Source organism: Vibrio eleionomae (assembly GCF_009874545.1).
In the GTDB taxonomy this organism is placed as follows: domain Bacteria; phylum Pseudomonadota; class Gammaproteobacteria; order Enterobacterales; family Vibrionaceae; genus Vibrio; species Vibrio nitrifigilis.
In genome coordinates this window covers 73,191-92,721 of record NZ_WEKT01000002.1, presented here as the reverse complement: position 1 = coordinate 92,721, position 19,531 = coordinate 73,191, and the positions used below count along the sequence as shown (strand labels likewise).

Annotated in this window: 17 protein-coding genes; 6 read left to right on the top strand and 11 right to left on the bottom strand. The window is 41.4% G+C overall.

Annotated elements, in window-relative coordinates:
- Positions 1-280 precede the first annotated feature (280 nt).
- Complete coding sequence (locus tag F9817_RS01665; RefSeq protein WP_161153224.1) at positions 281-1,201, top strand: DUF808 domain-containing protein; 921 nt, start codon at positions 281-283, stop codon at positions 1,199-1,201.
- A 141-nt stretch (positions 1,202-1,342) separates the two neighbouring features.
- Here F9817_RS01665 and pyrC read toward each other — a convergent pair whose 3' ends face one another.
- Positions 1,343-2,371 (bottom strand): dihydroorotase, encoded by a 1,029-nt coding sequence (gene pyrC, locus F9817_RS01660; protein WP_161153223.1) that lies wholly within the window; start codon positions 2,369-2,371, stop codon positions 1,343-1,345.
- A gap of 263 nt (positions 2,372-2,634) precedes the next feature.
- Between pyrC and F9817_RS01655 the strand changes: the two genes are divergently transcribed.
- A complete protein-coding gene (locus F9817_RS01655) occupies positions 2,635-4,461 on the top strand; it encodes a hybrid-cluster NAD(P)-dependent oxidoreductase (protein WP_161153222.1) in 1,827 nt (608 codons plus the stop codon).
- A gap of 153 nt (positions 4,462-4,614) precedes the next feature.
- Here F9817_RS01655 and F9817_RS01650 read toward each other — a convergent pair whose 3' ends face one another.
- The 3 genes from F9817_RS01650 to F9817_RS01640 form a co-directional block, all read right to left on the bottom strand.
- Positions 4,615-4,992, bottom strand: coding sequence for a YfiM family lipoprotein (locus F9817_RS01650; protein ID WP_161153221.1), 378 nt, complete (start codon positions 4,990-4,992; stop codon positions 4,615-4,617).
- 393 nt (positions 4,993-5,385) lie between these two features.
- Positions 5,386-6,414, bottom strand: a complete 1,029-nt coding sequence (locus F9817_RS24235; protein ID WP_161153220.1) for a methyl-accepting chemotaxis protein — start codon at positions 6,412-6,414, stop codon at positions 5,386-5,388.
- Positions 6,415-6,550: 136 nt separating this feature from the next.
- Positions 6,551-7,156: an FMN-binding negative transcriptional regulator gene (locus F9817_RS01640; RefSeq protein ID WP_161153219.1), complete on the bottom strand. Its 606-nt coding sequence runs from the start codon at positions 7,154-7,156 to the stop codon at positions 6,551-6,553.
- A 90-nt stretch (positions 7,157-7,246) separates the two neighbouring features.
- Here F9817_RS01640 and pdxR point away from each other — a divergent pair, with 90 nt between their 5' ends.
- Positions 7,247-8,695: a MocR-like pyridoxine biosynthesis transcription factor PdxR gene (gene pdxR / locus F9817_RS01635; RefSeq protein ID WP_161153218.1), complete on the top strand. Its 1,449-nt coding sequence runs from the start codon at positions 7,247-7,249 to the stop codon at positions 8,693-8,695.
- A gap of 63 nt (positions 8,696-8,758) precedes the next feature.
- Here pdxR and F9817_RS01630 read toward each other — a convergent pair whose 3' ends face one another.
- From F9817_RS01630 to F9817_RS01615, 5 genes are all read right to left on the bottom strand, one after another.
- Positions 8,759-10,045 carry a c-type cytochrome gene (locus F9817_RS01630; RefSeq protein WP_161153217.1) on the bottom strand — a complete coding sequence of 429 codons (1,287 nt, stop codon included), beginning with the start codon at positions 10,043-10,045 and terminating at the stop codon, positions 8,759-8,761.
- Positions 10,046-10,049: 4 nt separating this feature from the next.
- Positions 10,050-10,349: a GMC oxidoreductase gene (locus F9817_RS23795; protein ID WP_202436308.1), complete on the bottom strand. Its 300-nt coding sequence runs from the start codon at positions 10,347-10,349 to the stop codon at positions 10,050-10,052.
- A 36-nt stretch (positions 10,350-10,385) separates the two neighbouring features.
- Entirely contained in the window at positions 10,386-11,819 is a 1,434-nt protein-coding gene (locus tag F9817_RS01625) for a GMC family oxidoreductase N-terminal domain-containing protein (RefSeq protein WP_202436307.1), read from the bottom strand.
- A 27-nt stretch (positions 11,820-11,846) separates the two neighbouring features.
- A complete protein-coding gene (locus F9817_RS01620) occupies positions 11,847-12,575 on the bottom strand; it encodes a gluconate 2-dehydrogenase subunit 3 family protein (RefSeq protein ID WP_161153216.1) in 729 nt (242 codons plus the stop codon).
- Between the two features lie 853 nt (positions 12,576-13,428).
- Positions 13,429-14,037 (bottom strand): AraC family transcriptional regulator, encoded by a 609-nt coding sequence (locus tag F9817_RS01615; protein ID WP_161153215.1) that lies wholly within the window; start codon positions 14,035-14,037, stop codon positions 13,429-13,431.
- Positions 14,038-14,212: 175 nt separating this feature from the next.
- Between F9817_RS01615 and F9817_RS01610 the strand changes: the two genes are divergently transcribed.
- Positions 14,213-15,319 carry a 1-acyl-sn-glycerol-3-phosphate acyltransferase gene (locus F9817_RS01610; protein ID WP_161153214.1) on the top strand — a complete coding sequence of 369 codons (1,107 nt, stop codon included), beginning with the start codon at positions 14,213-14,215 and terminating at the stop codon, positions 15,317-15,319.
- Positions 15,320-15,394: 75 nt separating this feature from the next.
- Here F9817_RS01610 and F9817_RS01605 read toward each other — a convergent pair whose 3' ends face one another.
- Together F9817_RS01605 and F9817_RS01600 are read right to left on the bottom strand one after the other, a co-directional pair.
- Positions 15,395-15,994, bottom strand: coding sequence for a hypothetical protein (locus F9817_RS01605; RefSeq protein WP_161153213.1), 600 nt, complete (start codon positions 15,992-15,994; stop codon positions 15,395-15,397).
- Between the two features lie 176 nt (positions 15,995-16,170).
- Complete coding sequence (locus F9817_RS01600) at positions 16,171-16,473, bottom strand: DUF406 family protein (protein ID WP_161153212.1); 303 nt, start codon at positions 16,471-16,473, stop codon at positions 16,171-16,173.
- 632 nt (positions 16,474-17,105) lie between these two features.
- Here F9817_RS01600 and F9817_RS01595 point away from each other — a divergent pair.
- Positions 17,106-17,570 carry a TetR family transcriptional regulator gene (locus tag F9817_RS01595; RefSeq protein ID WP_161153211.1) on the top strand — a complete coding sequence of 155 codons (465 nt, stop codon included), beginning with the start codon at positions 17,106-17,108 and terminating at the stop codon, positions 17,568-17,570.
- A gap of 271 nt (positions 17,571-17,841) precedes the next feature.
- Positions 17,842-19,467: a methyl-accepting chemotaxis protein gene (locus F9817_RS01590; protein WP_161153210.1), complete on the top strand. Its 1,626-nt coding sequence runs from the start codon at positions 17,842-17,844 to the stop codon at positions 19,465-19,467.
- Positions 19,468-19,531 lie beyond the last annotated feature (64 nt).

Here is a 19,531-nt window from a genome sequence, read left to right as displayed (position 1 = left end):
GGTCGGTTAATGCTAAATTAGCGTCATTCTAATAAAGCCAACCAAGTCCATCGTTCTTGTTGTGCATTCATCAACTACCATTGATTTACATTTTAATGATTCCCATTTATCTAAACACATCAGATTGTGGCAGTTTGATGATATCTGCACCTGGTAGAACGATACGCGGTAAGGTAAAAAGTATATCTATGGCCCTATAATGCCAATTGATTCATCAAATAGGCATTGTCAGCCCATAGCTCAACAACGACAGCATGACTAAAAAGAGAGAAAGTAAAATATGGCGGGTGCGAGTTTATTAACCCTATTAGATGATATAGCTACCGTTCTCGATGACGTAGCGGTAATGTCAAAAGTGGCAGCAAAAAAAACAGCGGGTGTATTAGGAGATGATCTTGCTCTCAATGCACAGCAAGTAACTGGTGTGGGCGCTGAGCGTGAAATTCCGGTGGTCGTTGCAGTGGCGAAAGGTTCACTGCGTAATAAATGTATTTTGGTCCCAGCTGCTCTAGTTATTAGTGCTTTTGCCCCTTGGTTAATCATGCCGTTACTGATGTTAGGTGGTTTGTACTTGAGTTATGAAGGGGCTGAAAAGGTTATAGAGAAGCTTTTTCATAGCCATGAAGATAAGCCAAGTGCTGAGCAAAAAGCCAAAGAGCTCGCTAACGTTGATATGGTTCAGTACGAAAAAGATAAAGTCAAAGGTGCGATACGTACCGATTTTATCCTTTCAGCCGAGATTATTGTGATTGCATTAGGTACGGTACAAGGTGATGGTAATATTATCGATCAACTTATCGTCGTAAGTTTTGTCGCTTTTATTATGACTATCGGTGTATACGGTATTGTGGCAGGTATTGTGAAGCTAGATGATTTAGGTTTTTATCTAAACCGTCAATCAGGTGGTAAAGGGGTCAAATCTGTTATTGGTGAAGGTTTAATTCACTTTGCACCTAAGCTAATGAAGTTTCTTACTTTTGTTGGAACATTAGCGATGTTTTTAGTTGGTGGCGGTATTGTTGTTCACAACATTCCAATGATTCATCACGGTGTTGAATCGTTACTTAGCAACGTGCACCATATTCCCGCAGCAGTTGCTGTTGGGGGGCCAATACTCAACGGTGTGATTGGTTTGATTGCGGGTTGTATTATCGCTGGAGTGATGACAGTGATTCACCAAGTCCGCGGTAAAGGACATTAACGGTGTGACCAAATAAAAAAGGAGAACGTGATGTTCTCCTTTTTTATATCTTATCTCAAGATGCTGTTTCAACGAGAGTGCATACGCTCTTAGGCAAAGCTCTGAATCCCGCACCTTGGGGGTATTTGGATATATATCCGCTTATTTCACTTTCCATTGAATGGTTTCACCACCGCGAATTGGCACGACTACTTTTTTGCCGAAAGGCATGGTTTCTGGTGCGATCCAGCTCTCTTTCGTCAAAGTTACAGTATCGGTATTACGTGGTAGGCCATAGAAATCTGGACCGTTGTGACTAGCGAATGCTTCAAGGTTTTCCAATTTACCCGCTTTATCAAATACTTCAGCATAAAGCTCAAGGGCCGCATGGGCAGTGTATGAACCGGCACAACCGCAGGCTGACTCTTTATCGCCTTTAGCATGAGGTGCAGAATCTGTACCCAAGAAAAACTTCTTATTTCCTGATGTTGCTGCAACGACAAGAGCATCTTGGTGAAGCGCACGTTTCAAAATTGGTAGGCAGTAGAAATGAGGTTTGATACCACCGACTAACATATGGTTACGGTTAAACAACAGATGGTGAGCGGTAATAGTGGCCGCCAAGTTTTCATTACCGCTCTTCACAAAATTAACCGCTTCTGCAGTGGTGATGTGCTCGAGTACCACTTTCAAATCGGGAAACGCCGCTACAATTGGAGCGAGAACGGTTTCGAGGAATTTCTTCTCACGATCAAAAATATCGATATCGCTGGTGGTGACTTCGCCGTGAACTAACAGTAATAGCCCTTCCTCTTGCATGGCGCGAAACACCGGGTAGATGTTTTTGATATCAGTAACACCAGAATCAGAGTTAGTCGTTGCGCCCGCTGGGTAGAGTTTACAACCAACAACAAAACCAGAGGCTTTCGCTTCACGGATATCATCTGGAGTGGTGTTATCTGTAAGGTAGAGCGTCATTTGTGGCTGGAATTGAGGGGAAGGTTCTTGGGCCATGATCCGATCGCGGTAGGCTTTAGCGTGTTCAGTATTGGTAACGGGAGGTACGATATTTGGCATGATTAACGCGCGTCCGTTGTAGCGACTAATGTCGCGTACCGTATTGGCGAGTACTTCCCCATCGCGAAGATGAACGTGCCAGTCGTCTGGACGAGTGATCGTTAAAGTTGTCATAGATTGCTCCCACCTGAAAATAATTTGAATACGAGAGCCTAGAATAAACATTGTGCAGAAACACAAATGCTTATGCTTAGGCGACAGGATGATAGAGGAAAAGGAAAACGATTGCACTCATTTCTTTTGCAATGAGTTAACATATGCACTTATTTTAATTTACTCATGAAAATGCGTTCATCGCTCTGATATCATCTTGGCGCGATGTGATGGTTCATCGTACTGTTATCGTGGAAATCTAATTAGAAAAATAAGGGAAGGTAATGTCGTTAGCTACACTTTCAAAAATCAATGTTTATCCAGTTAAATCACTTGGTGGTGTGTCTTTATCTCAAGCTTGGGTAGAGTTTCAAGGATTAACATTTGACCGGCGTTTTATGGTCGCTACACCCACTGGCGAAATGATCACTGCGCGAAAATATCCCCAAATGGTTAAAGTGACTTCCGTACTTACCCCCGAAGGTTTAATTTTTTCTGCGCCAGATCAGGCACCGCTTAATTTACGTTATCGAGATATGGCTCGTGAGGAAGTTGCCGCGACTGTGTGGAAAGACTCGTTCTCGGCTTACACAACAACTTCAGAAGCTGATCAATGGTTTAGCGATTTATTAGGAATAACCGTTACGCTCTTGTTTACTGGTGAGCAATCCCATCGTCATCGCGAAAAAGTAGGCCATAATGTCAGTTTTGCTGATGGTTACCCGGTGCTGGTTATCAGCCAGGAGTCTCTTGACGAACTTAATAAGCGCAGTTCTGAATCTCACGTGATGGATCAATTTCGAACAAACTTGGTCGTCAGCGGGGCAGAGCCTTTTGTTGAAGATACTTGGAAACGAATTCGTATTGGCGAGGTAGAGTTTGAATCTGTTAAGCCTTGCCAGCGCTGTATTTTAACGACTGTTGATGTGGCTACTGGCGATTTCCGTACGAGCAAAGAACCATTAAAAACGTTGGCAAAATTTCGTGCTGATGAAACTGGCGGTGTCTACTTTGGGCAAAACCTTGTCGCAAAAAATGAAGGCATTATTTCCGTTGATGATCCTATCGAAGTACTTGAGTATAAAACAGAGCCGGAGTATTACGCTGATAATGGGCAAGTGAATTTCCGCTTAACATGTGTTGATCGCGAAGAGATGGCGCGTGACTTTGTGACCTTGTGGTTTGAAATTGGTGGTGAATTTGCGCCAGATTATCTGCCTGGGCAGTACTTGCCGATTGAAGTGCAAATTGATGGTCAATCGTTAGTGCGGTACTACACGTTATCATCAAGCCCATCGCGCCCGGGACGTCTAGCCATATCGGTGAAACGAGTCGGAGGCGGCAAGGTATCGAATTGGTTAGTTGATCATGTTCATGTCGGTGATCGTTTAATAGGTCAGGCTCCAGATGGGCAGTTTCATTTAAAAGTCGAGCAAAGTCATGAACCGATGTTATTGCTTTCGGCAGGAAGTGGTGTCACGCCAATGTTGTCTATTTTGCGCTTTTTAGCGGATAACAACCAACTCAGCGATGTGGTGTTTTACCATCAGTGCCGCAGTGAAGAAGACATTCCATGTCGAGAAGAGCTGGAGCAACTCAATCATCAATTTCCTGGATTATCTGTACGGTTATGTTTAACCCAGCCTCCCGTTGATTGGTTTGGATTAAAAGGGCGTCTTTCCTTATCTCATATCAAACAAATTCCAGAGATTACACGTCGCCAAGTTTTTGTTTGTGGGCCGGATGGCTTCATGCAAAAAGCGAAAAATTTAATTTTAAAACAAGGGGTTCCGGAAGACTCTTATCATCAAGAATCATTTGGTATCCAGATAGAAGCAGATGAGCCATTAGCGGAGATATCACTTGAAGTGAATGGTACTGTTTTTAAAGGAAACAACCAAGACACCTTATTAGAACAAGCCGAAAAAGAAGGGGTTGCTATTGCACATAGTTGCCGTGCAGGTTTTTGTGGAGCGTGCCGTGTTAAGGTGAAAAGTGGTGACGTTTCCCAACCCGAAGTGCCTGCTTTAACGGCTATAGAGCGAGAGCAAGGGTTCGCATTAGCATGCTGTTGTATCCCTAAAACGAATATCACGATAGAGAGTGAATAAATCCTGAAGCTTGGATGAAAAAGCCCTTTTAATCATCAAAAGGGCTTATGTCTCAATGACTTCACTAAACAGGATTCAGCGAGTCATCAACGAGTACAGGTTAAACTCAATTGCGGCATATCTTTTCACCGTAATTGGACTGGTGATAGCGGTCTAGAATTTAGCGGTATAGTTTAAGGCAAAGCTGTTACCACTTGCTGAAAGAGACAAGCCTCGCATCACAAAGCGAGATAGAAGCGTACCTGTGATACAACCTACAGCGTCGTAACCTAAATCACTTTTGCTAAAGCCATGATAGGCTATTTGATCGCGCACTTCTTTCGCAAGCCCTACCGTCATACAAGTCGCGTTACTGTATATTAAATTATCAAAATAAACTTCAGACGCTGCACCAATAACAAAAGATGCACCAGTATGTTGTTTATCGTCATTCTGTGAGTACCAATCGTTAGCGTTAGCTATTGTGGAGAAAAAGCCACAATAAATAACTAACATAATAGAACATGGTGAAAATAGCTTTTTAATGATCATTACTGACATCTTTTCGTTTAGCTGAATCATGAATTAACAATTCTAGTAATAGAATTAAAAAAACGCTAGTTATCAATGGGATAAAATATATATAAGCGGTTTTCTATGGCGCTTAAAAAAGAAGTTGGCTGAATTATTATTTTGTTAAATATCTAATTTTCAATATAGGAATCTACTATAAGCGAAAAATAGGTAATAAAAAAGAAGATATGAATGGTATTTTGAATCTTTAACAAATAAGTATTATTTGGATGAAGGTATCAGTTTTTAATTTTTAATTAATAGGTATTAATGTATTGTTTTTATGAATGTATCGCAGGCATAAAAATAATGTTAATGGTGATAGATGAAGCCGAGTTATTTGACTAACTCGGCATTATTTACGTGTGACAATCAGACTAATTGACGGTGGGCTGCTGCGACCATTTGTTCTTGCTTAGTCGTTAACGATGCTATTTGGTTAATTTGTTGGCAGACGCCTGCCAAACGTTGACTAATACCATTCATCGATTCTTTTTCCGCGTTGGTATAGATGACGGCTTGATCAACATGTGAACTGATACGCTCTACTGCTTTTGCTGAAGTATTTGCGTGTTCAATCACCATCTCTATGCTCTGCTCAATCTTGGAGCTAGAAGTGCGGGCCCGTGTTGCTAGGTTACGAACTTCATCTGCTACAACGGCAAAGCCTCGGCCTTTTTCGCCTGCTCTTGCTGCCTCGATTGCAGCATTTAATGCCAGCAAATTTGTTTGATCTGAAATTTCGTTTATCTCTAACGCTAAGGCATTAATCGTGGAGACACTTTGTGCGAGCTCGGCTAACTGACCTTTGAATTGATTGATAAAATCCGCATCATCTTTGGTTGCTTTTGCTGATGCTTCTAAGTTTGCACAAGCGCCAAGAATATCATTATGTACGACGCTTGAATGCTCTTGTGTACTTTGTACGATGTCGAAAAGTGACCCCATGTCTTGTTGAAGGTGTTCGAATGTTTGAAGTGTATTACTTAACGACGTGCTCGTTTGCTCAGAGAGTTTCTCATGATGGTTTTTAGTTTGAGCAATAGCCTCTTGCCACTGGCGCTTTTCTTCTGTTAATAGATTAATTTGCTGGGCTTGTTGTGCTTGTCTCTCAATTAATTGTTCAAGTTTTGTAAATAAACGGCTAGGGGAAACCGCATCAGAATACTGACTGCGCTGGTTGGGTAGAGATTGTTGCAACTTTACCTGTACTTGCTGCAACACGGAAGCCAATGAATGATAAAGAGTAAAACCACTGATAGCGACAAATACAAACAGGCAGGCAAAATAAGTTGAAATTGAAAATGGGGTGTCTGCCAACCCGTAATGAGCCAAAAGAGCAATGATGACCATCGCGTCTATAGCGACAATCTTGCGAAAAATAGGCAACTCGAACAACATAATAATCCTTATGACCGAATGACGTTTTATAAGGAAGAGATTAAACCAGATATATTGATGAATTGGTAATATTTTATCGACAAACCATATAGTTATAATATCGTTATTTGGGTATATTTGTTTGGTAGGTGTTTTTTCAAACGTTAGATGGCCAGCGATGCTTTAAATATCGACACATATCACTGGCGTGGGGCGTTTGTTGAGCGCCCAGAGCTGTCAGCACTGCAGCTTGGTCCCTTTCGCTACGATGTTGTCCTAACTTTTCTTTCCCTTCTAAATGCTCAATATGAATTCTTATCCCTACTATGGCGTCCATTAGCCTATGTTTTAACTCGTCTGTGATGCAGTCATTCGTTTTCAGTAATTGCGGATCGTGTTGTTCAATGAGGCAGTTTAAATCTTCCAGCATTAGTGTGGGTTCAACAATCTCTACTTTTCCGTAGGCATGCACCGTGACGTAATTCCAGGTGGGAACGCTGGGTCTGGTGTGGTACCACGTAGGAGATATATAGCTGTCAGGTCCGTTAAAAATCGTTAACACGCGTTGGTTATTTAATTTTTTCCAGTGTGGATTTGTTTTGGCTAGATGACCTGTTAAAAGGCCCAATTGGTTTTGGGCGGTGAACGACAAAGGAAGGTGGGTCGCTTGGAGATCGGCAGAAACTAACGTCGCAAAGTTTCTTTGTTTTAATAACTGATGAATTTGCTCCAATGGCATTTGTGTATTGGAAGTGTTGTACATATTGATATCCTCACATTGTTAGTGATGTTAATTTAAAATTAAATTGGTATGGTATTAAGGTCCAATTTAGGGAAAAAATAAGATCCAGTTATGATGTTGATAGATTCGGGAGATATCGATTTATCGGTAGGAGAGGGAAGTCGTAGTGAGCGATTATTTCATGCCATCCGCAGTAAGATTGTCGCTAATCTTTGGAAGAAAAATAATCAGTTACCTTCAACACGAAAACTTGCCCTAGAGCTGGGAGTCAGTAGAAATACGGTCATTCATGCTTATGAGCAGTTGGTCGCAGAGGGATACATAGAAAGTCGCCGCGGATCGGGATATTACGTGGCTGTAAAACTTCCGGAGCACTATTTCCCAGCCCAGAGTGTCGCTCCCTCGGGTACGTCAGATTATGTCCTGAAAAATGCATCGGCTAATATTACCAACCAAGCCTTTTCTCCTGGTGTGGCTGATTTTTCGACGTTTCCCTATCGACAATGGCAAGCGATTATTAATTGTCATCTTTCACGTCCAACATTAATGGGATTTCATGATGAACAGGGATGGTTAGAGCTGAGGGAGGCGTTAAGTCAGTATTTGGCGAGCAACCGCTCAGTGTGTTGTGATGCCAGTAGGATTATTATTACCTCAGGGGCACAACAAGCGCTCTCAATTGCGCTGTTGGCAACGCAAGATAAAGGCGACCAGATTGCGATGGAATGTCCAGGGTATGCACGTATGAAAGGGGTTATCGATGTATTAGGGTATCAGTATCAACCGGTAAATGTTGCCCCTTTCACTGGATTAGATATTGAATCCATTCAATCAATGTCAGCTAAGCTACTGTATATCACGCCAAGTAATCAATATCCGATGGGCACCAGTTTGAACACAGAGCAGCGGTTAGAATTGATCAATTGGGCGGTGACAAATAATCGTTACATCATTGAAGATGATTATGACAGCGAGTTTCAGTTTGCTCATCGGCCTTATACCAGTATGCAAGGCTTGGCGGGTAAAATGGGGCAAGATAGCCAGATCATTTACGTCGGCTCATTTAGTAAAGTGATGTTCAATGGATTGCGTTTGGGCTATATGGTCGTCCCTAATCAGTTAGTGTCGTCTTGCGTCGCGCTTAAAGCCGCTTTAAGCGGAGATTCCCCCACACATTTACAAGCAGCATTAGCTGATTTTATCCGTGATGGTTCTCTGGTAAGACATATTCGACGTATGCGCCGTTTATATGAGCAAAAATACCAATTAATGGTACAGAACATAAAAGAGCTCTGGGGCAATGACGTTGAAATATGTAGTCAGGCGGCGGGATTACATATTACTTTGCGCTGGTGGCAAGGTATTGATGAACATCATTGGGCTCAATTAGCTGAAAACGAGGGCATCATAATACGTCCTATGTCATATTATGATTCGCTATCTTCGAAACAACGAGGTTGGAAAGGTGCAGTGCTGGGTTTTGGTAATGTTGCAGAAGCGGATATTGAGAGCTTGTTAACTTCTTTACGACGTCTTTTTTTACAGGGTATTGCTCTGTAAATGGTTCAGAAAAAAAGAGCCGACACCTACTCAATATATGTGTCGGCTTTTTGGTTATCGATATTATTTCTTATTGTCTTGTTCTAAGCTGTCGCGCACCTTTTTAACTTGTTCAACTGTTACCTTATTGGCGTGGTTACTCCAACCTTGGCGTAAAAACGTAGCTAATTCCGCTACTTCTTTATCGTTCAAACGTTGACTAAATCCAGGCATCATTAAAGTTGATGGCGCTTTAGCTGTTGAAGGTAATTGAGCACCTTGCAGGATAATGTGTACTAAACCATCAGGGCTCGGTGCGTTGATAATGCTGGCACCATCAAGTTCAGGAAATGCCTTAGGTGCCCCTTTTCCATCAACAAAGTGGCAGGCTCCACAGTTGTCTACATATAAACGTTCGCCCAAGGTTAAGTTTTTCGCTGCGGTCAGTTTTACTGTTGTCGCTTGGTTAGCTTTGTCATCTGATTTCGTCAGTGCAGGATTACCGCCTAAATGTTTCAAGTAGACAGCAATGGCCGATAAATCATCCTCGCTCATATGTGATGTGCTGTGATAAATTACCGAGGTCATTTCACCGCCTACGCCTGCTTTATCATTGCGACCGGTTTGCAGATAATCAACGATTTCTTGATTAGTCCAACGAGGGATCCCACGTAGAGATGGTACTGACCAACCATTTAGATCACCGCCGGAAAGGAATATGTCATCTTGATGGTCATATGCTTTCTCTTGCATCCCAATACCGCGAGGTGTGTGACAGCTACCACAGTGGCCCAACCCTTCTACTAAATAAGCACCACGGTTAACTTGTTCTGAAGCCCCTTTAATTGGAACGAATGCAGTATCATTGCCAAAAGTCCAATTCCAAAATGTCATTCCCCAGCGTTGATTAAATGGGAAACTCAAATCTGTTTTTGGCGGTTGGTGCGAACTTGCGGGCACTTTATTCATGAAATAAGTATACAGAGCGTGAATATCTTTATCCGTGATTTTTGCATAATCAGGATAAGGCATTGCTGGGTATAGGTGGCTACCATCAGCTCGAATACCGTTACGAACCGCATCCGCAAACTGTTGTTCGCTGTAGTTACCGATTCCAACTGATTTATCTGGTGTTATGTTAGTAGAATAAATCACACCTAACCCAGATTTGATGGCAAGCCCTCCAGAATAAGCCGGTTTACCTTCAATAGAATGGCATGCCATACAGTCGCCTGCTCGGGATAAATACTCTCCACGTTGGATAAGCTCAGAATCTGTCGTTGCCTGCTGTGTTGCCGCTAATGCTCCAGTACAGATAGGAAACAGCAGCATGTTTGCCCAAAATAGGCGTTTCAATATTGGTTGTTTCATATGTTTATGCCTGTACAAGTGGTCCTGGGTTTTGGATATAACGCTCTTTGATTGCTTTCGCTGCCATTAACGTAATCGCACCAATTGTATTGGTCGGGTTCGCTTGGAAGTTCTGCGGGAAAGCGTTGCCACCTGGCACGAACACATTATGTACGTCCCAACTTTGTAGATATTTGTTTAACGCAGATGTTTTAGGATCATCACCCATTACAGCACCACCAACGTTATGAGTCGAAATGTATTTAGTCACATCGAAGTTCGAGTCCATTGGCAAATAGCTATCTGTTCTATGATCTGGTTTCATTTCATCAGCAATTTCACCTACAACTTTCTTTAAATATTACTGTAGTTTCAGTTCGTTTGATTGCCAATTAAAGGTCATACGAAGCAATGGCAGTCCATATTTGTCGGTGTAATTAGGATCAAGGTCGAGATACATATCACGGTAGGACATACATGTTGTGGTGATACTTAATTTCATAGAATGGCCGTACCATTCTTCCATACCCTCTTTCCAGCCCATACCCCATTTAGGTGTTCCTGCTGGTAACGCTGTGCCAATTGGTGTACCTGTTGCTTGAGAGCTATGTATTTTTGCGCCACCAATAAACCCAAGCTTAGGACCATCAAAGTTACCTGGGGAAATATCATTGAACATTTGACCAGTTGCACCCGCTGTTGCAAATGGATTAAAGTTTTTATCTTTATAGAAAAGGTGAGTGCCTCCACTGCTCAAGAATGAGTAGTTACGTCCAATCAAGCCTTCTTCCGTGACAGGGTTGTACGGTTTTCCGATACCTGATAGCAGCATGAGTCGAACGTTATAAAGTTGGAACCCACTTAAAACGACAATTTTTGCTGGTTGGAAGCATTCATTGCCGTTTTCATCGACATAAAGCACACCTTTAGCCGTTTTCTTGTCATCATGCAGAACTACTTTTATTACCTCCGCATTGACTTCGTACGAAAAGTTTTCCATACGTTTTAATGAATCCATCACGGCACTTTGTGGTGATGCTTTAGAGTAGTTCAAACATGGGTATTTACTGCAGTAACCACAATAGTTACATGGAGCGATTTGGTTACCGTAAGGGTTTGTCCAGCTCTTAGACGCAATAGCTGCTGGGTTGGGGAAAGGATGGTACCCCATTTTTTTTGCTGTTTTAGCAAACATTGAAGTGTTGAGAGTATCTTCCAAAGCTGGTAGAGGATAGGGTTCTGAACGAGGACCTTCAAACGGGTCACCTCCTTCAAGAATTTCGCCTCGAAGATTACCTGTATTACCAGACAGACCACAAATTTTTTCAAATTTGGTATAAAACGGTTCTATTTCTTCCCAAGTAAATGGAAAGTCCATGATCCGCATGTTTTCCGCCAAAATGCCAGGACCATATGCTTCATCTGCATAGGTTTTCAATTTGATATCAGTCGGCGTGGGACGAAGTAATACTGCCGTCCAGTGTAAACCTGAACCACCAACACCACCACCAGGGACATAGAATCCCCATTTGCGCGTTGGTACTGCCACTTCTTTCATGTTGTAACGAAAGGTAATAGCTGAATCAGCTGGAGTGGTCATTACCTTGTTGCGAATGGCATACGCATATTGGTCAGCAGGTTTTGGATAAGCCATTTCTTTATACGATCGATCTGGGCCTTTTTCCAAAGCACGGACGGTTAATCCAGCCATAGCCAATTCAATACTCATTAAAGAGCCGGTCCAACCCAGACCGCATATGACGACATCAACTTCTTTTTTCTGAATAACAGACATAGTAAACCTTTTTAAATATCAGACGTGTTATGCACGGTCGCCCTGAAGACTAACTGGGCCAAGAGTGTATGGAACATTGTGTTGTTTCACCCATTCAGTGAAACTGGCGCGAGCACCGGGGAAGCCGAGTGCTATCCATGCTTTCATTCCTTTATTGCCGCCATACATTGGATCCGATAAGTAACCGTTTTGAGTGTCACTCAGTAGTTGACTGAAAAATTGACCTGCGGTCAGCGCATTTTCACCAAACTGTTGAAAGTTGATCTTATCCGCTTGCAGATCACTCAATACTTGCTGTTTTTGCTCATTGGAGAGTTCGGCATACACATGGCCAAACTGTTGCTTACACCACTGGTCAGTGATTTTGATCGCAGTGCGATAGATCTGTTGTGGATAAAAGGGAATTTGGTAGCCGAGAGTTTTAGGTAAGTCGGTGTGAAATGGTCCTTGCATATAAATCTCTTTACCGAATTCGCTATCATTGAGTTGTTGATCGATAAAAACAGGAACATTAGTTTCAAGAGCGCCAGGTGCTTTTCCATTACCACCTGCTGGGATTAGCTGGTCTGTAGCAGCCAATATAAACTTCCATTGCGATTGTGTGAAAAAACTAGGTTTATAGTCGTCGAGATCTGGGGCTGCTAATTCTGTAGCTTCAGCTGCTGATATACCACTAAGAATAAAGTTTCCCATGGGCATAGCAACAATTGACGCCATAAGAAATTTACGCCGAGTAATATTTCTTTGAAATGCCATTGCTAAATTCACTTTCCAATAATAATTAACATTTACACGCAAAATATGTTAATGAAATTCGCTATTTGTGGTTCGATTGGTCGTTATTTTCAACGACTTGTTATTGGTAAGATGTTGAAAATAATAAAAAACACAGATGGTATGACATTAACTTGTTGTTTTGTTTTGGGTTTTTATTTGGCTTTCTGCGTGCGTTCTGTCACTACTTACAATGTAGTGGTTGTGTTAACTTTAACTTAGCGTTAACCATTTTGTAAATAAAAAATTGAACTATGTTTTCATAAAAAACAATCGTTCATAATTTAGACTGATGATGTGATTTAATAATATATAGAAATAACATCATTTATTGTTTTTAAATCAATTAGTCGAACAATGTACAAATGATATATTTTCTTTGTTTATGAGTAGTGTTAATAAATTGGTGTTTTGGATGAGTTAGAGCGGCACGTATTCGCAAAAATAAAAAGCACTCATAGCTTTAGTATCGTGAAGAAAGGCTGCCTAGGGGCAATTTTTGTGACAAATGGTCAATGAATTAGTGATAGTGCCGGGTCGGTTTGCAGGCTTATTTGAAATTAATTGAAATATACCCAAGTAACTTCAAAATTCTGTTTCAGTAAGAATGTATTTACTATTAGTGGAGATATAGTGGTTCTACGTAGAAAATCAGTAACACAGGCCTAGGAGCGAATAAAAACTCGCCCTTCGGGATCTCATCAACAAGTCTATTTCTGCGCCCAATCACGTTGAAAGGGAATGACCATCCCTGCCCGTTACTGAGTTTGATATAGGCTCCTTGAGGAAGCTCTGAATCCTACATTTTAAGGTTATTTGGGTATAGTGGTGACTTTTACCAAGTCATATCTGCAATCACTTTTGACCACTGAGAAAATCGATCCTTATCGCCTTGAAATAAATCAGAAATGATAGAATTAATTGAGGTTCCGCTTTGATGGCGTTTGATTGCTTCTCTCACAAGTAATACCATGTGCTGTTCTTGGCTCAAATCGCTAGGGTGATTTGGCTTCCAAGATGTGATTTGCTGGGTTAGTTCGCTAACTGGACAGTTAGGAACGAGATCAAGCACTTCAGCTTTTAATATCTGTGAGAGATGAGAATAAATCGTGTTGTCTCGCTCAGTCGTTTTTAAGCGCTGAAGTACGGCAGCAGCGAGAGCGGTTAGAGTGACAAATCCTGCTTGACGAGGAAAGCACTCTTGTAGTCGAACAGAAAAATCGATTCGGATAATCTGGGTATTGGGAAAGAATGTCAGTGCATTAAGACATTCGATTGGAATCCAAAAGGTTTGGCCCGGTTCAATGGCATACTCGATTTTTCCCAAACGACAAAGAGCCAACCCTTGCTCTACGTGAATCAAGCTGTGTTTGATGGCTCGTTTACGAGCTGTAGTCTCAAGTGATGAGATGTGGCGTGCGTCGGATGAAATCGCGTAGTTCATAGAGTACCTCATGGATGTAAGGGCGCTAAGATTACCGTTTCTGCTGATAAAAGCCAACTTTGTCGGATACTGATGTATTATCTGGTCTGACCTGATGAATTATGTGCTTATGATAGCTGCGAGCAATAGCGAGTATGCGTAGAATAAGCCTGCTTTTTATTTGATGTACAATACAATGACAACGACAACAGATCCTTTTTTAGAGATTCGTCCCTACCATGACGATGAAATTCCTGCAGCAATTAGCAGGTTGATTAACGATGAAGAGTTTATCTCTGCAATATTACAACATCGTTTCGAACACCAACCCGGTTGGGTTAAATCTTTAATGAGTCCATTCATTAAAGCATATCTTAAATTTAAATGGGCGAAATTGACTACCGTTGAAGCGATTCAAATGGAAGTCAAAAAGTACATGGATCTCAGCCTGGCGAAGACTTCAAAAGGTGTGACATACAGTGGTTTAGATAAATTAGACAAAAATTGCGCTTATTTGTTTATCTCTAACCATCGTGATATTGCTATGGATCCTGCGTTGGTCAACTATGGGTTGTACATCCACGGTCATCGTACTGTCCGTATCGCGATTGGTGATAACCTGTTACGTAAGCCATGTGCAACGGAGTTAATGAAACTGAACAAAAGCTTTATTGTTAAGCGCTCGGCAAAAGGTCCGCGTGAAATGATGAAGGCTCTCGGGACTCTATCTGCCTACATCAAGCACTCGTTAGAGACGAATAATTCCATTTGGATCGCTCAGCGCGAGGGGAGAGCGAAAGATGGTAATGATTATACTGATCCCGCTATTCTGAAAATGTTTCATGTGGAAGGTCGTAAGCAAAAGGTGGAGTTTTCAGATTATATTCGTTTGCTTAAAATTGTCCCTGTATCGATCTCCTATGAGAACGATCCATGCGACATTGCTAAAGCACGTGAACTGTATGAAAAAGCCACGAAAGGCGAATACGAAAAAAGTGAATTTGAAGATATCGAAAGTATTATTCAAGGTATTATTGGTAATAAAGGCCGTATCCATGTGTCATTCGGCGATGTGATTGAGCAGCCGTTTAGCACACCAGATGAATTAGCCGAAGAGATAGACCGTCAAATTCACGATCACTACAAATTGTATCCGATCAATAAGTTAGCGGCTGGTGTTGAGAGTGACGATATTACACCGGAGATCAAAGCAACGTTAGCGAATAAATTGGCACAATTGCCTCCAGATGCCCACCAGTTTTTACTCGATAGTTACGCCAATCCGGTACGTAACCACAGTTAATTAGTCAACATCTGATGATATACACAACAAAAAAAGAGGCATTGCCTCTTTTTTTGTTGCTGGTGGTATGGACTATTAAGGTGCGACCGCTCCGCCTAACGTTAGATTTTTGGGCCAATGAGTCACACGATTACCACCTAAATAGATATTGCCTTTGACTGTCATCGTATCAGGGAATTTAGTGATTTTTGAACCGCCAATGTAAAGGTTTCCCTCAACGATTAATCCTTCTGGTAATTCTGCCAGTGGGGTTCTTACTACGCTCAGATCCCCTTTAACTCGAAATCGAGGTGGTAATTTTACGAGAGGAGTATTTGCTAAGTTGATGTATCCACCAACTTGAATCCCACGCGGCCAATTAGTGATTTTACTCGCCATCAAATTCGCGTAACCCCGAATGTAAGTGCCGCGAGGAATTTTGACTAAATTGCTATGAGAAGCATCAAGGCTGCCATTAATTTTCATACCATTAGGTAAGCTCTTGATATTGGTCTTACTAATATTGACATTCCCTTTCACATCTAAGCTATCTGGTAAGCTTGTGTAAGGCTTATTACGCAGATCCAAATTACCGTAATTATCGAGAAAGTTGAGTATGTGATAGATATCCAGCGGCACAGCAGAGGCGTGAGTACTGAATATTAGAACGGCACTAATAAGAAACGCTTTAAGCATACTTAAACTCATCAATAACTAAATAAACAGACTCATACTAGCGTGCTTGATGAAATGAGCAAAGAAAAACGGTAGATCGATATCGATAAGCGAGTCAACGACTCGCTTATTTAAAACAGAGAAATAAGGGACATTCTCCGGGTGCGGTGATTGAGTATACCGCAGCAACTGTCATCTTATTTGGTAAGAGAGCGTGTTTTTAATTCAAAGATGATTTTTTCAGCACTCACTTCAAACTGAAACCGAGCGTGTAATTCAGTTGCATCTTCTGCTAGTGGTGATACTTCATATTTAACGTTTTCATTGACTTGTTTAGCAAGAACAACATATTTATCCAGTTCTGCATGCAAGGCAGCAAATTCGTTAGCGAAAATAGACACTTCAGCGATTTCATCACCTTCACCAATGACATAGCCCATTTCACCCGCGCAACCACACGCTTCACATACTTCTTCTTCTACGTAGCTTTCGTTACTCATCTCTTAATCCTCTTATAAATAACAGGGTTATTTTACCGCTCTTGAGTTCGCTTGCCAAACATAATACTACCAAGGATTTTCTTCATTGAGTGAGTATTTCATTTAAGCGTAAAAATGCATAACCGGCCATAATTGGTATGGGGTGAGGACATTGATTGACCGATTACTTTTATTCAACATTCCGTTCAAATTCAATGCTAATGTGATTTTGAGATGTTGCTGCAATCAACATCCCTTAATCTTGCGGTATAAGGCAAAAAGTTGCCTAATATAGGCCACTAGTTTCTTATAATGTGAGATTTATCAATGTATTGATACACTTGAAACCGATATATTTGCACCAGTTACATGTGTAACAAATTGCATGTGCTACTCCTGCACAATAATAATCTAGTTAAATGGTTCAATTATCGAGTGAGCTAACAAAGTACGCAGTTAACTTCGCTAAAAATGCGAATGAATCAAGCACATTTATTGATATTTTTGTAACACTTATTAGAAAAATGGGCTGTTGTGTGTAACTGAGCGCATAATCGATATCTCCATATTGACTACAAATATGCATAGGAGTTAAGTGTTTATCATATTTTTGAATGGTAATGTTTTAGAGATATTTAAGTAGAGCCCTTAAGATGCCAAAGCGTAGTAAAGAAGATACTGAAGTGACAATTCAGAAGATCATGGATGCCGTCGTAGATCAGCTTATTCGACTGGGGTATGACAAAATGTCATATACCACGTTGAGTCAACAGACTGGCGTGTCGCGCACTGGTATTAGCCACCATTTCCCTAAAAAAACAGACTTCGCGTCTGCTCTCGATGGTCGCATTTTTAAAATGATGATTACTCATTTGGATTTCGATCATGATCTAGAGAAATTTGCAGTGAGCTGGAACAATGCGTTAAAGAACTCAGAGTTTACCGCTATTTTACGATTGTTATTTCATCATATTGTTACCGCGGAACGAGCCAATGATTTTGCTCATAATGAGCTGGAACGTTTGTATAAATTATCAGAACAACATTTTGGCGATGGTTGTGACAAACGTGTTGAGCAACTGATCGGTAAATCGTTAGTTGAGATGAGTTGTTCGTAAAGTAAGTACAATGTATGAGGGGATAAGCCTAACGGTTTATCCCTTTTTTTATATTTTTAATTGCCTAAGAGGTGGTAATTGATGACTTCATTACTAATATATTAACTATACCCAGATGTCGTCTAATGTAGGATTCAGAGCGTCATCAATGAGTACTGGTCAAGCTTAATCAGGGCTTTAATGGCCATCTATCATCGTGGGTATCTATTATAAAAAGAATATTCATGTCTGGCCAGGTCAATATTGATAACACAATAAGGATATCGTTGACATGTTAAAAGCACTCACTATTCGAGCTCGGATAGGTCTGGCGATTTTTATGCTGACTGCGTTGTTACTCGTGGTCAGTATCATTAATTTTTTAGCGGTTAAGCACCTAAACGAGAATGTTGACTTGTTCGCGACTCGTTTGTTAGTTGCCCAAAGCGCTGTGATTAATGCGGATCGCGATCTATATCAAGCGCTTAAAGCACAGCAAGACTCAATTATTTTCGGTAGCGAAGTCATTAAAGATGCAAAAATATCATTTGATGAAAATGCTCAGCAAGCGCTCGAACGAATGAATCAATACTTGAGTTTAATGGCACTGTATCCCGATATCACCAACAAATTGAATGGGTTCAAATCTCAGTACGATCGATGGCACTCTTCTGCATTACTGGTGTTTGAACAAGTCGATACAGAAGGGCGGCAGGTAGTCCGTGAAAGGTTTAAAAACTCAGAAATACAGTTCGATACTTTACGTGATATGTATGATATTGCGGGTGAAATGTTGGGTGAGCGCGCCAAACAGACTCATACTCAATCTGTGATGTTGGCCAGTCAAAAAGAGATGTGGACGATGATCATTTCGGTCGCCTCCGTTGTGCTGGGTTTGGTTCTACTGTTTATTATTCCAAATTCTATTTCTTCTGCGATTGGAGCGATTCAAAAGCTGGTCGACGATATTGTTAAGGGCAAAGGTGACTTAGTCACCCGATTACCTGTCGAAAGCCAAAATGAACTAGGAATGCTCAGTCAAAGTATGAACCAATTGCTAGATCAATTGCAGGGGCTGATTCGTCATGTTGTTCATGATGTCGAAGAGTTACACAGAGATAGTGAAACACTGCAAAGTGTGTCGCGACAGACGCTAGAAATAGGGCGCAATCAGGAAGAACACTTAGGGTTACTATTTAGTTCATTCGAGCAAATCAACGTGTCCGTACAAGAAATCTCATCGAATGCCCAAAATACCTCGGCAGAAAGTGAAGATGCCAGACAAGCTGCGCTTGATGGGAAGACACTGATTGATTCAAACCGCTCACTTAACAATAAGTTGTCTACGAGCGTAAATTCAGCAACTGATCGTATCGCTTCGCTAGCTTCGGATACCGATAAGATAACCGCGGTACTCGATATTATTAGTGGTATTGCTGATCAAACCAACCTTCTTGCGCTTAACGCTGCCATTGAAGCGGCTCGGGCAGGAGAGCAAGGGCGTGGATTTGCTGTTGTTGCCGATGAAGTAAGAACGCTCGCCCAGCGAACTCAGGCATCGACAGAAGATATTCAATCTATGGTGGGTGGCTTGATCGATGGTGTGAAAGAAACGCAGCAAGCCATGACACAAGGCAGTGAATTGATGGCCGAATCCGTTGATATGACAGATAAAGTCAGCGAAGCTTTTTCTCGCATTCAACATTTAGTTGGGCGGGTGCAAGAGATGAATTTGCAGGTAGCGACAGCCACAGAAGAGCAGGCATCAGTAGTTCAAGCCGTTCATACTAGTGTTGATGATTTACGTCAGTTAATTGACCAATCACGCAGTGCCGCGACATCAGTGTCCGATTCGGGCAATTTAGTGACCAATATTGCGAGAAATATGCTGCAGCGCGTTACTCAATTTAAAGTTTAGTTAAGCGTGTGGCAGGTTTAATCGACTAAGAATTTGTCTCTTGATGGAATTGAGCTCGTCAATA

What these genes read in the sequence shown, in the direction of transcription:
- F9817_RS01625 (WP_202436307.1), bottom strand. Translation starts at nt 11,819, where the DNA reads ATGTCTGTTATTCAGAAAAAAGAAGTTGATGTCGTCATATGCGGTCTG.
- F9817_RS01655 (WP_161153222.1), top strand. Translation starts at nt 2,635, where the DNA reads ATGTCGTTAGCTACACTTTCAAAAATCAATGTTTATCCAGTTAAATCA.
- F9817_RS01590 (WP_161153210.1), top strand. Translation starts at nt 17,842, where the DNA reads ATGTTAAAAGCACTCACTATTCGAGCTCGGATAGGTCTGGCGATTTTT.
- F9817_RS23795 (WP_202436308.1), bottom strand. Translation starts at nt 10,349, where the DNA reads ATGAAACCAGATCATAGAACAGATAGCTATTTGCCAATGGACTCGAAC.
- F9817_RS01630 (WP_161153217.1), bottom strand. Translation starts at nt 10,045, where the DNA reads ATGAAACAACCAATATTGAAACGCCTATTTTGGGCAAACATGCTGCTG.
- pyrC (WP_161153223.1), bottom strand. Translation starts at nt 2,371, where the DNA reads ATGACAACTTTAACGATCACTCGTCCAGACGACTGGCACGTTCATCTT.
- F9817_RS01665 (WP_161153224.1), top strand. Translation starts at nt 281, where the DNA reads ATGGCGGGTGCGAGTTTATTAACCCTATTAGATGATATAGCTACCGTT.
- F9817_RS24235 (WP_161153220.1), bottom strand. Translation starts at nt 6,414, where the DNA reads ATGTTGTTCGAGTTGCCTATTTTTCGCAAGATTGTCGCTATAGACGCG.
- F9817_RS01650 (WP_161153221.1), bottom strand. Translation starts at nt 4,992, where the DNA reads ATGATCATTAAAAAGCTATTTTCACCATGTTCTATTATGTTAGTTATT.
- F9817_RS01640 (WP_161153219.1), bottom strand. Translation starts at nt 7,156, where the DNA reads ATGTACAACACTTCCAATACACAAATGCCATTGGAGCAAATTCATCAG.
- F9817_RS01610 (WP_161153214.1), top strand. Translation starts at nt 14,213, where the DNA reads ATGACAACGACAACAGATCCTTTTTTAGAGATTCGTCCCTACCATGAC.
- F9817_RS01600 (WP_161153212.1), bottom strand. Translation starts at nt 16,473, where the DNA reads ATGAGTAACGAAAGCTACGTAGAAGAAGAAGTATGTGAAGCGTGTGGT.
- F9817_RS01595 (WP_161153211.1), top strand. Translation starts at nt 17,106, where the DNA reads ATGCCAAAGCGTAGTAAAGAAGATACTGAAGTGACAATTCAGAAGATC.
- pdxR (WP_161153218.1), top strand. Translation starts at nt 7,247, where the DNA reads ATGATGTTGATAGATTCGGGAGATATCGATTTATCGGTAGGAGAGGGA.
- F9817_RS01605 (WP_161153213.1), bottom strand. Translation starts at nt 15,994, where the DNA reads ATGCTTAAAGCGTTTCTTATTAGTGCCGTTCTAATATTCAGTACTCAC.
- F9817_RS01615 (WP_161153215.1), bottom strand. Translation starts at nt 14,037, where the DNA reads ATGAACTACGCGATTTCATCCGACGCACGCCACATCTCATCACTTGAG.
- F9817_RS01620 (WP_161153216.1), bottom strand. Translation starts at nt 12,575, where the DNA reads ATGGCATTTCAAAGAAATATTACTCGGCGTAAATTTCTTATGGCGTCA.